This window comes from Paraburkholderia sp. UYCP14C (genome assembly GCF_004197395.1).
GTDB lineage: Bacteria > Pseudomonadota > Gammaproteobacteria > Burkholderiales > Burkholderiaceae > Paraburkholderia.
On sequence record NZ_SELS01000042.1, the window covers coordinates 15,443 to 28,363 of the forward strand.

Sequence of the window (12,921 nt, forward strand, 5' to 3'; positions counted from 1 at the left end):
CACACCTCACGCGCTCCGCCACCTTACTCTGAGGGGCGTCGTTCGTGGATCGCATACATACGAGACGCCTCGCCGCGACCGGATGCCGTGCCTGCTCTTGCATGGTGATTCAAATATCGGCAAGACAAAAATCACCGCCAAATTCCGGCGTGCCCATCCCAACGAATTTGACGACCGGAGCGGGGTCGAACGTTGTTCGGTCGTTTCCATGCAGATGCCGCCGACTCCGGACCAGCATCGATTTTATTCGGGCCTTCTTTTCGAGCTAGGCGCTCCTCACAATGCTGCGGCTGGTCTGGCGTCCCTTGAGCGACTGGCTCGTGACATTCTCAGACGCGTATCCCCACGGATGTTGGTTGTCGACGAGGTCCATCATCTGCTAGCGGGCAGCTATCGCGAGCAACGTGCGTCCCTGAATCTTCTCAAATTCCTCGCCAATGACCTACAGATCAGCATGGTTCTGGTCGGAACACGCGATGCAGTATTGGCGCTTCAAACCGATACCCAGATGATCAGCCGTTATACGCCATTTGAGATCCCTCGCTGGCGCGAAAGCGACGGTCTGCGGCGGCTGCTCGCCGCATTCGAGCGGGTGCTCCCGCTGCGCAAACCTTCGGATCTCGCGCGACGCGAGATCGTTCAGTTTGTCTTGAGCGCAAGTGGGGGATTAACCGGCGAAATATCTACGCTGCTGAACAATGCCGCGGAGCTAGCGATTCGCAACGGCGACGAATTGATCGACATGACGCATCTTGAGCATGTCTGCCGGATCACGCAGTAACTCGGCCCCGTGGCCGGTCGCTCCACGGCCATTTTATGAAGAAGCTTTCGGAAGCTGGCTAGGCAGGGTTGCTGCGCGCTATCAGATCAGCGTCGGGACGTTATGGGAAATCAGCGTTTCGGAAAAGATGCCTGTACTGGGAACTGCGGGCTGGATGCTTTTCCCGGCGATTTCGCACTCAGCGCTGCAGCGATTCGCGACTCTCGCGCGTCTTGATGACGACAGGTTGAGCCGCATACAGACGCCACCGGACTGGCTCACCGACCGTCGCTGCATGCCATACTGCTTCAGATGCTTCGTGCTAAATGACGCGGACGTGTCGGCTCCTCGCTGGAAACGTGAGTGGCTTGATCCGACAGCCGAATTCTGTCGCGTACACCACAGGCTCCTGGAAACGGTGCCGGCGTCCGTGTTCCGGCTATCAAATAACTTCGATGCCGCGCATCGGGCGATCAGCCGTTACCGAGAGAGATGCCTGTTGCAGGCCACCGGCCGGCTACGCTAGCAGAATTAACGGACAGCATTAGCGCTCCAATGGACACCGCTAGCAAAATTAACGATCTCCAACAGCAGGCGTAGCAAAGCGGTTCCAGCGTTTGACGAACTCGGGCGTATAACGCCTCACCCAGCGCAGGATCGTCGTGTGAGCCAACGACAAGCCCCGTTCGGCCATCATCTCAACCAGATCGCGAAGGCTGAGCTTGTAGCGCAGGTACCAGCGAACGCACAGAATGATGATCTCCCGATCAAAATGGCGTCCGCCGAACAACTTCTCCGGACTCTTCAGCTTGCTCATCGCGGCTCGTCGGTTCGTTTTGTTCCGACAACTCTAACCCATTCGCCGGCCCTATTTGCACCAGCGCCGTGCGACACGTGTCGCCGTCCGCCGAGCGTTAATCGGCAAGCCGTATGGATGGCAAAGTTCTTTCTTGTCTTGTCACACATTCGATGACCAATATGTCGGTGGTCGAGGCTGTGACCTGTTGTACGGCCAACAGTTGCCTACTTGGACATGCGCGATGGGTAACCGTCGGGTGTGAAGCTCCGGGGACAATGTACTTCTCGAAAGAAGACTCACCTCGGCGACGAGGAAGGAGTCGACACTGCCAGCAGCCGTGCGGTGTGAAGGCTAGGCAAGTTCCGCATGCACAACGTAAAGTGAACTGTCGTTCGAATTCTCGTAATGCAAGATGAGCCAAAGCTGCTGTTAGGCTCAAACCAAAAGGTGAATGGCTGGTTACGCTCCTGGCTCTTGAGCGTACGCCGTCGAAGTGCCATCGGGAAAGAGGCAGGTGCTAAACGGATAGGCTCGCGCAACTGGCGGGTCGGCAAGGAAGGGAACGTGGTAAGCCCGATTCTTCGCCTTGATTTCGGTTCATCGCAATCAAGGCAGGCAACCCGTGAGGGGCGCTGTTGAGGAAGCGGGTATGAGAACGTGGAAAAAGCGAACGGCGGCCGGTAATGGGCCGCATAGGGGTTCAAAATTTGCCCTGATCTGAAAAGATGCAGACTTCCGCGTGGTGCAGTTGTCGTAGGCCTACATTTGAGATTCCGCGAAGGGCAGCTTGTGAGTGGCCGGTCTGACTACGGTTCAGCGCCCTTCGCCTCAGTAATGAGGCGAATCAACGATGTGACGTTTGCGAAGGGCTTGCGCTGCAATGGCAAGACCGGCGTCAATACGACGCTTAACGCTGTGCTCGAGCTGTATGCAGGGAAACTTGCACGTACAGTTCCTCGGGGGCCGCGTTTCCGAGAGGGAACGTGGCTACCCTCTCTTGAGAGGATCTTTCATTCTCTAGTCTGAGGCTTGATTCAGATATGGCATCAACACGAACATCTGCGGCTTGTCGACCCCATTGGTTGGTTCAATCGAATATGGATAGTTGCCCCATAGCGGACCACCTGCCCAATATGCAAATCCTGTCCACACATGGGCGTTCCCGTGCAGGAATGCCAACACATTGCCAAGAGCCTGGTTGCAGGTATCATTTGCACCCGTGCCGATTTCTCCGAGGAACCCATGGTAACCGTTACTTTCCAACCACGTGGTGAAGTCTTGCAGACGCTCTACGCCGATGCTGGCGCTCACACAATCTGGCGAACTTCCCGCGCTGTTGCTGTCGAGATATTGATGCACCTCGAACACGAAGTTGTTCCCCGGATCCCTAACGTCCTTCATCACCGTTGCATTGGGAGTGCCGTACCAGTTCTGAGTCCAACTATGCGCCCCCGTCCACGCATTACCGGGTACGAACACCATATTGCTCGCGCCGGCAGCGCGTATCGCGGCCAACGCGGCGTTGGCCGCTGATAGCCATTGCTCGGTCGGCATGGAATTCGGCTCGTTCATCAGCCCGAACACAACTCGCTTATTGTCCTTGAATTGGGATGCGAGGCGCGACCAGAAATCGGCGTAGGCGCTATCAGGTACGGCGCTCGAGCCAATCACATTGCCGCGATAGCGTGCATAGTTGTGTGGATCTAACACTACGGTCTCGCCGGACGCCGTCACGGGTTTGACGAAGGCGACAAGGCGTGACAGCTCTGTGACATCAAACGGCCCATTGAGGGTCGGCTGCAGCCGCTCCCAGAGAAAAGGCAGACGCACAATGTTCATACCTTTGTTCTGGTAGTACGCCACACTGTCGGCAGTCGGATACCTATAGTCACTGCCGTAGTTGCCCGGTAGGCTGCCAGGCGCGAATTCGGCGCCGGCCAAACTGACGCCGCGCCAGAGCAGACCGCGAGTGCTCTGAAGCCGTTGGCAAACCTTCGGCGCACCGGAGAGCGGATTCTTCCCAAAGAAGCCAGAGTCACATCGCCCTGGATCATTTACGGTTTTCTCGACCCAGACGGCGCCTGCACCAAAACGCACGTTCTGCGCGGTGTCTACAGTGAGCGCGTCGCCCTCGTCAGCGACCGTCAGCCAGATAGGCGATCTTGATGAGAAAGGTTTCGCCGTCGCGTTATTGACGCTGTCGGTGCGAGACTGGCTTTGCGGGGGGGGTTGCTCCCCGTTGTCGCCACCACACGCGCCGAGCAGGACAGTGATGAGAGCTGTCCCCAAAAAGTTGCGCCAACGCCCAGATTCGATGAGCCAGTTTCCGGGTTCCAATTCCATGATGCAATGAACTCCACGACTAGGGTCTGTTTACATTCGATGAAATGTGTTTACATCTTGTCTTTTGCGCGAGCAGGCCAAGATGATTCGAACGTTGTTGAGCGATCAAGTATGGGCACGAATCGAATCCGTCTTGCGGGCAAGGAGGCGCGATCCAGGGCGAACGGCGACCGACAATCGTTGGTTTGTCGAAGCTGTCCTCTGGATCGGCCGGACCGGCTGCCCATGGCGCGATTTGCCGAAGGCGTTCGGCCGATGGCACACGGTGTACATGCGTTTCTCCAGGTTGCGTCGCAAGGGTGTGTGGGAACGCGTGATCCAGGCCGTGGCCGACCAAACCGAGATCAAGCATGTGTTGATCGATTCGACCATCATGCGCGCACACCAGCATTCGTCCGGAGCTCAAAAAAACGGACTGCAAGCGCTCGGTCGCTCGCGAGGTGGACTGACCACCAAGTTGCACCTGGCCGTCGATGATGCCGGACGTCCCCTGCGGTTGATTGCCACCGAGGGACAAGTTTCCGAAATTTGGTGCGCGAATGAACTGGTTGAGCACTTGCGCGCCGGCGCGGTCATCGCTGACAAGGGCTATGACTCGAACGCCTTTGTGGAGAGTATCCGCACTACGCTTGCAACGGCCGTAATCCCGCCGCGTTCGAACCGGAAAACCAAACGTGGCTATAGCCGCGTGCTGTATCGGACCGGAACATCGTCGAACCCTTTTTCAGTCGTATCAAACATTTTCGTCGTGTCGCCACTCGCTATGACAAGCTCGCAGGGAACTATCTCGCTTTCGCGTCGCTTGCCTGTGCCTTTGGACCGCTCGTGAGAATGTGAACAGAACCTAGAGAATGAAAGGGACTTCCCCTCTCGCTGGTGTCGCTGAACGTTCGCAACTTCATCTTGGCACATTGATGCCGACTCGCGGCTTCCGCCGCAGCCTCGGGACGGGGAAGTCCCTTCATTCGCTAAGCCTGTGCCTCGGAATGTAGTAATGCATAAACGAATAAACAAGGACCAAATCAGATAGGTGAAGCCTGAACCACGGCATTGAGGGGAATGAAAGCGCCGCTGCAATCGACCGGCGCAGCTTGACCGGGTGATCCGGACACCTGAACATCCTTGGACGTTGAGGTCACAATCTTGTCAGAAAAGCTCACTGGGCCGGGACCGAGCGCATAGTGCGTTGCAAAACTTTCCGCGAGAGCTGGCTGATTATCATCGAACACCACGTTGTCCAGGCTGATCACGAGCGGATTCTTCTGCTTCCGGTTTTCATACCCCGAGAACGTCAGCCGTCCGCCCCCATACTTCTTGCTGCCGAGATAGTGAAATCGGTGGACGGCAATCTGAAGGAAGTTCGGGTACTGTGTGCCTGAGGATGAGCTGTAATATGGGTCGAACACTAGTGGCTCCGCGACGTTGCGCATGCACACATCGCTGTACGATACATCGCTCACATTGCCACCTCGCGACGAACTAGACTTGATCCGCAAGCCGTTTCCGTTTGGACTGTCTCCTCCATCCACCGTTAGATCAATGACCGCGACGTTGCTGATTCCCGCATTCGTCTCGCTGCCAATCGACATGCCGTGTCCATAGTAGAAGTGGTTATGCGCGAACATCAGGTTCTTGCTGCCAGGTGATGCACTAGCCTTGATGGCGACGTGGTCGTCACCTGTGCTGATATACGAATAAGCCAGCAACACGTTGCGTGACTGAGCGGGATCGAAACCGTCAGTGTTCCTCACGGTGTCCGGCGTGAAACATGTAGCGGGTGTGTTCTTGTCAGGTGTGGTGCCAGAGGGACAAGCATACCCGCTGACGCTGTACGCGAGGCTTGGTGCTAGGATCTTTATATTCCATGCGACTACTCCCGCAACGCCATCGGTGACAACATGGAAATTGGGCGAGTTCTGCACGGTGATGCGATAGAGTGTGAAAGCGGAGCCTCCCGTCACCTGGACAAGCCGGGGATTTTGCTGGTGTAGTCCGGATATCTTATTTTGATAGGCGATGTCCCACCAGGTGCGCCCGCCCGTATTGGTGCCGCTGGTGAGCAAGCTACCACCACGACCGTCAATCGTCCCGTCACCCAGAATCGCGCTGCCCGTGGTTGTCTGTGCAAGTATGAGCGGATTGCAAGATTTTTTATTAGATGTAGTCGCAGTACCGCACGTTCCCGCACCATTATCGAAGTCTGCGGGATTGCGAGAGGCGAATAGCGTCACGCCTCGGTCGATCCACAACGATACTCCGGATTTTAGCCTGAGCGGACCGCTGAGAAAGCCGGTATCTCCTGATGCACCGATGACAAGCTTAACCGCTTGGCCTGCCGGGCAGGCGTTGATTGCGTCTTGGATGCGCGCGGTGTCCGGATTGGACGAAGATGCATTCGCGTCCCACATATCGATGGAGCCGTTGACCGGCGCAAGCGATGCTTCGAGCCGCTTGCAGACGGTTGCAGGTAGTGACGGTTCGTTGACTGTGCCCCATTGTGTCTTTATGGGCGGTAACTTGTCCGCTGACGTTGATGCCAACGCGGGCGCAATCACGAGAAGTGACCATATTGCGATGCGCGCGAGCCTTTTGCCGGCGAGTCCACGCAAGACGATCCCGGATGTTGGCATTGTGTTCTCCTTAGGGTCCTGTTTCAGCGCTTCTGTAACAGGATGTACAGTTCAGTCCCGTGCTCATCGACTACACGCCATAGCAGGTAAGGTTTACCGCTCAGCTTCTGCATCAGCTCATCCCGATGCTAGGTCGAGCCCGGCGCGCCGCGTCTTTCCCGTGAGGTATGCAACCCTGTTTATTCTCTTCACTTCAATCGGCCCCTGTTGGTTGGCCAGGAGCATATGCAATAGCTGAGCCAACGTCACGATATGCGCATTGATCACCAAGGCACTTCGAGAGCAGCCGGATCGGACGCTTATGCAAAACGGTTTCTGGGACACTGGAGGGGCGGGATCAATTGTCTGGATGGTCGTCCTGTTTGTCCAACTCCCGACGACATAAGTCGACATTGTCGCGTTAAAGCGTTCTCTGAAGTTGCAGTTGGCCTGTTGCAGAAAACTGCAGAACACAACTCCGACGAGCATTCCTGTCGGATCACCATCACGTCGCTTCTTAGCCTCGCCCGGAGTTTGCGTGTCCTAGCCCGCAGGCGTCGGCCGAGGACAGCTTGCTCGGCGGGGAGGCATCATGGACACAAGTCACGTTTCTGGAGTAAATGCAGGTTGCGCTTCAACACGGATTCACGACGAAGTCGGCCGTTCATACGGTCAGCGCCGCAGGGCGGAGGACGTGGGGTTGCAGGCCGTTCTCGATCTGATCCGGGCACGAACAGAAGTGGTCAAGCAGTCGCAGCGCATTGGCCCGCTCGGCAAAGCCATCTGCATGGCTTACCACGGCACCGACCACCAGCCCTGAGCGATTCTCGATCAGGATATGCCCGGGTAGGCGTAAGGATTCGTGCGGAAATGCGTATCATCGCCCGGCAAGCCTTGCCAGGCGAGGAACTGACGGCACTCTTCGCATCCCACTCAATGGCGGATGACGTTGGCCGGTGCGGCGCCGATCACGGATGCGATGCCTTCGCCGTCGATCGTGTTCAATGCCTCCGCGAGTGCAGCACTGTCGGTAGCAAACGCATCATCCCATACGGTTGAATTGCCGAACTCGTCGACAATTTCGAGCAGCCAGCCGCCTTCGCCATCGTCGTAGATTTCGATCTCGACGGCCGTGCCGTCACGTGCCAGGCGCTGGCTCAGCGGCGAGTGAACCGGACCCTCTTCGATGCCGCTGGGAAGGTGTTCGGCGTGCGACCAATCGAAGTGCTCGCCGGATTGTGGCGAGTCGCTGGTTGCCTCCACTGCGCCGTGGCAGCGTTTGTATTTCTTGCCCGAGCCGCATGGACACGGGTCGTTACGTCCAATCTTCGGTGTAGGGGTAGTGACCACATAGCTGCCAAAAGTGCCATTTGAGTCGTCCCTGTCGCTGGCGGAAATGAGTCGACCTGTCTATCATATGCTTCTTTAATTAAATAGAGAGACAGTCCGGTGAAGCGACAATGGGATGAGACCGAACTCGATGCGCACTGGACGCTGACCGCAGAGGAGCAGGCACTGCTGCCCGGGCGAACTGGCCACGGCCGGTTCGCGTTTGCCATACTGCTCAAATATTTTCAGTACGAGGGCCGGTTTCCTGACTCGCGCCGTGAGGTGCCAGCCGAGGTTGTGCGTCACCTGGCCGAACAGTTAGCGATTCCCATCAAGACGCTCGACAGCTTCGACTGGCAAGGACGAACCGCAAAGCGTCAGCGTACCGGGATCCTGTCGTGGCTCGGCATCCGGCGGATGACGGTCGCCGACTGGGACGCCCTGGCGTTGTGGTTGCGTGCCGAGTTGCTGCCCGGAGCTCATTCCCTTGAGCAGTTGACGGAACGAACGGACGACTGGTTACGAAGTCAGGGTCTCGAATCGCCCGGCACACATCGACTGGACAGGTTGTTACGCGCCGAGGCACATGCGTACGAATCCAGGCTGTTGACGGATATTGCCGATCGCATTTCCGATACGTCACGCACTGCACTGGATCGCCTGCTGGGTGCCGCAGATGATGGTGTCGACGAACCGGAGAGTAGCGATACGTCGGCGCCGGAGCGGGAGATCAGCTTTTCGCATTTGCGCCGCGATGCGGGGCGCAACAGTCTCGAAACCCTGTTGCAGGAACTGGCGAAACTGAAGGCAATCCGCGAACTTGTGCTGCCGACAGTCACGCTGGCAACTGTGCCCCCGAAATGGCTGCAGAAATTCCGTCAGCGAGCAAGCGTTGAATCGATCTGGGATTTGCGGCGACATCCCACACACATCCGCTATGGCCTGGCGGCCTCGTTCTGCTTTCAGCGGCAGCACGAAATCGTTGATGGCCTCATTGATCTGCTGATGCAGATCATCCACAAGATCGACAACAAGGCCGAGAAGAAGGTCGAAGAGCAACTGCTGGAGGACTTTCGTCGTGTGCGCGGCAAGACCGGCGTGCTGTTTCGTCTGGCGGAGGCCGCCGTTGATCATCCTGACGACTCCGTCAAACAGGCACTCTATCCGGTCGTCGGGCTAGAGACGCTCAAGGATCTCGTCAAGGAGTTCAAGGCGACGGGGCCGGCTTTTCGGCGCGTCGTTCATACCGTTCTGCGGGCTTCGTATAGCAACCACTATCGCCGCATGTTGCCTCACCTGCTCGATGCGCTGGAATTTCGTAGCAACAACGAAGCGCATCGGCCGGTAATCGACGCACTGAACCTTCTGCGCCAGCACCGCGATAGTCGCCAGCAGCATTTCGCCATCGACGAAGTGCCGGTCAAAGGCGTTATCCGCGACAAATGGCGTGAGATCGTGATCGACGAAGACAAGGGCGGCAAGGAGCGCATCAACCGGATCAACTACGAAATCTGCGTACTGCAGTCGCTGCGTGAGCGCCTGCAGTGCAAGGAAATCTGGGTGGTCGGTGCCGAACGCTACCGCAATCCTGATGATGATCTGCCGGCGGATTTCGGCGAACGACGCGAGGCTTACTACGAAGCGCTTGGGCACCCTGCGGATGTCGAACTGTTCATGGCCGGTATCCGGCAGACGATGATCGATGCACTGACTACGCTGAATCAGGGACTGCCAAAAAATTCGCGTGTCACCCTGCGCCCGAGCGGCAAGAACCGCATCTGTCTCACGCCGCTCGACGCACAACCCGATCCACCGAACCTGCAACGTGTGAAAACGGAGATATTCAAACGCTGGTCATCAACCGGCCTGCTCGATGTGTTCAAGGAAGCAGATCTGCGCATCGGATTCAGCGATGCGTTTCATAGCGCAGGGACGCGCGAAGTCGTGGATCGCGCGACGCTGCAGCGCCGACTGCTGCTCTGCCTATATGGTTTGGGCACCAACACCGGACTGAAGCGCGTGCTAACCGACGAACACGCAACCACCTACAAGGAACTCCGCTACGTTCGCGAGCGTTTTGTCCGCAAGGACGCGCTGCGCGATGCCATTGCTCGCGTCGTGAATGCCACATTCGCTGTGCGGCAAACCGCCATCTGGGGAAACGGCAGTACCACCTGCGCGTCCGACTCCAAGAAATTCGGAGCGTGGGACCAGAACCTCATGACCGAGTGGCATATCCGCTACGGCGGTCGCGGCGTCATGATCTACTGGCACGTCGAACACAAATCAGTCTGCATCTACTCGCAGCTCAAGCGCTGTTCGTCGTCCGAGGTCGCGTCCATGATCGAAGGCGTGCTGCGGCATGAGAGCGACATGGAGATACAGAATCACTATACCGACAGCCATGGCCAGAGCGAGGTTGGTTTCGCGTTTTGCCATCTGCTCGGCTTCGAGTTGCTTCCACGCCTCAAGGCGATCGCCTCGCAAAAGCTGTATCTCCCGACTGCGGGCAGCGGTATTGACTACGCGAATCTTGAGCCGGTACTGACGCGCCCGATCAACTGGATACTGATCCGGCAGCAATACGACGAGATGATCAAATACGCGACGGCGCTGCATCTCGGCACTGCCGAAGCAGAAGCCATCCTGCGTCGCTTCCAGCGCAGCAACCGGCAGCATCCAACCTATCAGGCGCTTGCCGAGCTCGGCAAGGCAATCAAAACGATTTTCCTGTGCCGCTATCTGGATTCGGAAGCGTTGCGCCGAGAAATTCATGAAGGGCTCAATGTCGTAGAAAACTGGAACAGTGCGAACAGCTTCATCTTCTTCGGCAAGGGCGGAGAGGTCGCGACGAACCAGCTGGAAGACCAGGAACTGTCCGTGCTGGCCCTTCACCTGCTGCAGATCTGTCTGGTCTACGTCAACACGCTGATGATCCAGCGTGTACTGTCAGAGCCACGTTGGTGGCGAATGATGCAGGCCGCCGACTTCCGCGCACTATCGCCGTTGATCTACGCCCACATCAATCCATACGGTCGGTTCGATCTGGACATGGGAAAGCGGCTGCCGCTCGAGGCGTTAGCGGCCTGAGCGAAAGCGCCCTACTATCAATAGGGCTTGCCCTAATGATCGATTGGAACACCCATCAAGAAGCCTATCAATGAAGTCAATTTTTGTTTTTGATCGACATGCCGTCGCAACCTCTCAGATTCCTGTGATCGGAACATGATTGTCGGCTACGCACGTACTTCCACCGTCGATCAGCGGGCCGGGTTCGACGCCCAGCTCAAGGAGTTGCGCGCGGTTGGTTGCGAAAAGCTTTTCCAGGAACAGGTTTCATCGGTTGGCGAGCGTATCCAGCTCGCCGCAGCGCTCGAATACGTGCGCGAAGGTGATGTGCTGGTTGTCACGAAGCTGGACCGGCTGGCCCGATCGGTCACCGACCTGATGATGACGGTGCAGACCCTCGATCGCAAGAACGTCGGATTGCGCGTGCTCAACCTGGGAATGGACACGCATACACCAACCGGCAAGCTGATGCTGACGGTCCTCGGCGGTGTCGCACAATTCGAGCGGGAAATGATGCTTGAACGCCAGCGCGAGGGTGTCGCCAAGGCCAAGGCAGCCGGCAGATACAAGGGGCGCAAACCCATTGCACCGGAGCTCCGGGATGCGGTGCTGCAACTGGCCGCAAGCGGAACGACGAAAGTCAGCATTGCCCGCCAGCTCAACCTCGGCGAGGCCACAATTTATCGGATTCTGGCTGCGGCGAAGGCCGCGGCCTCCGAATGAACATGGCGTTGGCGACCACTCGCATCTGCAAATGGCACTTTTGGCAGCTATGTGGTCACTACCCCATATAGTCAGCTTTACCGACAAGGCGCTGCACACCCGCACCGGCACGATCGTACGGCTCAACCAGAAGACGGCGGCCATCACTTGCGCCGAAACCGAAGGACACTGGCGAGTCTCCTACACCTTGCTACGGCGGAGCAAGGCAACGGAATGATGAGACCGCCACCAGATTTCGCTTCGGCGGGCTGCATCTATTTCCCCAGGGATTAAGCATGGCTAACCCACTGAATCAAAAAGACTTCCAGCAAATCTGGGCGTCCGGCTTATAACCCCTGAACGGCACGCCAATACGCTCATCGAACTTGTTCAACCGGCCATACAGCGCATAGTCGTCCATGTTGCGGATCTTTTCGACGGCGGCGACCTTATGGTTGTGGCCCCACTGCGGGATGAAGTACAGATGACGCGGCAGGCTTGTGTCAGCCTGGTATCCCTCTGAATCCTGTGGCTCGAATACCCATCGCCGGCAGATCCGTTCGCCGCTCATGCCCGCGCTGGACTCAGACCAGTCGTCAAAGAAGCGTTGCGATTTGTTCGGATACTTATCGAAGTCCGGATTAAATTCGGCAAACGATTGTGTCCCGGATTCGCCCGTCTGCAAATTGGTGAATTTGAGGCGGCGAGCTGCTGCGACGCGCCGTTCCTCATCGGCACACGTCGCGGCCACACGAAGGAAGATCTGCATGTCGATTGCATCATAAAGACTGTATCGCTCTGCGCCCAACGGCCGAGGCTCAATCGTATCCCCGAGATAGTCGTGATACACCAGAAGGTCATTTGGAGTCTGCGGCCGCCGCCAGTCAGCGGTTGTAAAGAGGTTTCGGGTGATCGCCTCGGTCTCCGTGAAGATGCGCAACTGCGTGAAGTTGTCGAGGGAGCCGCCGCGGTCGTGCGTGAAGAAATGCAGTACCGGCTGGACCTCGGACAGCAGATAGCCCTTGTCCTTGTTGCGCTCCCACACTGCGGCGACGTCGCCGTTGTGCGCCTCAATCTCGGCCTTGACCCATTCGCGATAGCTTTCCGCGATCTTCGTTCCGGACGCGTCAAAGACAGCGCCTGGATGCGCCGCATAAGTGTCGCGCGACGTCACATACGCGACCGACCTGTACTCACTGCGAGTAGCAAGCGTGGCCAGCAGTGCGGCATGTCGCGGCTCGACCCGGGCCGCGGCTACGATGGTTTCGAGGGCATCCGTCTGGACGCAGTATTCGTGCTTCATGTCTGTA

General features: G+C 57.6%; 8 protein-coding genes and 3 pseudogenes. 6 read left to right on the forward strand and 5 right to left on the reverse strand.

Annotated elements, in window-relative coordinates:
• Positions 1–58: 58 nt before the first annotated feature.
• A pseudogene (locus EVC45_RS29850) lies at positions 59–781 on the forward strand (TniB family NTP-binding protein); the annotation flags it as partial.
• Positions 759–1,286, forward strand: coding sequence for a TniQ family protein (locus EVC45_RS29855; RefSeq protein ID WP_129961840.1), 528 nt, complete (start codon positions 759–761; stop codon positions 1,284–1,286). The pseudogene EVC45_RS29850 and the gene EVC45_RS29855, both read left to right, overlap by 23 nt.
• Before the next feature lie 78 nt (positions 1,287–1,364).
• On the opposite strand, the pseudogene EVC45_RS29860 reads toward EVC45_RS29855, so the two are convergent.
• Positions 1,365–1,577: pseudogene (locus tag EVC45_RS29860) on the reverse strand (IS6 family transposase); the annotation flags it as partial.
• Positions 1,578–2,576: 999 nt separating this feature from the next.
• Positions 2,577–3,902 (reverse strand): glycoside hydrolase family 5 protein, encoded by a 1,326-nt coding sequence (locus tag EVC45_RS29865; protein ID WP_129961787.1) that lies wholly within the window; start codon positions 3,900–3,902, stop codon positions 2,577–2,579.
• Between the two features lie 82 nt (positions 3,903–3,984).
• Between EVC45_RS29865 and EVC45_RS29870 the strand changes: the two genes are divergently transcribed.
• A protein-coding gene (locus EVC45_RS29870) for an IS5 family transposase (protein WP_129961788.1) occupies positions 3,985–4,739 on the forward strand; the annotation gives its coding sequence in 2 pieces (ribosomal slippage) (positions 3,985–4,603 and positions 4,603–4,739; 756 coding nt in all).
• 185 nt (positions 4,740–4,924) lie between these two features.
• Here the strand turns inward: EVC45_RS29870 and EVC45_RS29875 are convergent.
• Complete coding sequence (locus tag EVC45_RS29875) at positions 4,925–6,532, reverse strand: glycoside hydrolase family 28 protein (RefSeq protein WP_129961789.1); 1,608 nt, start codon at positions 6,530–6,532, stop codon at positions 4,925–4,927.
• Positions 6,533–7,103: 571 nt separating this feature from the next.
• Between EVC45_RS29875 and EVC45_RS46250 the strand changes: the two genes are divergently transcribed.
• The gene (locus EVC45_RS46250; RefSeq protein ID WP_211193496.1) at positions 7,104–7,331 is read left to right on the forward strand and encodes a hypothetical protein; all 228 of its coding nucleotides are present in this window, start codon (positions 7,104–7,106) and stop codon (positions 7,329–7,331) included.
• Between the two features lie 446 nt (positions 7,332–7,777).
• Here EVC45_RS46250 and EVC45_RS47990 read toward each other — a convergent pair.
• Positions 7,778–7,843 (reverse strand): annotated as a pseudogene (locus EVC45_RS47990) (SEC-C metal-binding domain-containing protein); the annotation flags it as partial.
• A 117-nt stretch (positions 7,844–7,960) separates the two neighbouring features.
• Here EVC45_RS47990 and EVC45_RS29895 point away from each other — a divergent pair.
• Positions 7,961–10,930, forward strand: coding sequence for a Tn3 family transposase (locus EVC45_RS29895; protein ID WP_129961790.1), 2,970 nt, complete (start codon positions 7,961–7,963; stop codon positions 10,928–10,930).
• A gap of 135 nt (positions 10,931–11,065) precedes the next feature.
• Entirely contained in the window at positions 11,066–11,632 is a 567-nt protein-coding gene (locus tag EVC45_RS29900) for a recombinase family protein (RefSeq protein ID WP_129961791.1), read from the forward strand.
• 292 nt (positions 11,633–11,924) lie between these two features.
• Here EVC45_RS29900 and EVC45_RS29905 read toward each other — a convergent pair whose 3' ends face one another.
• Positions 11,925–12,914, reverse strand: coding sequence for a hypothetical protein (locus tag EVC45_RS29905; RefSeq protein WP_129961792.1), 990 nt, complete (start codon positions 12,912–12,914; stop codon positions 11,925–11,927).
• Positions 12,915–12,921: the final 7 nt, after the last annotated feature.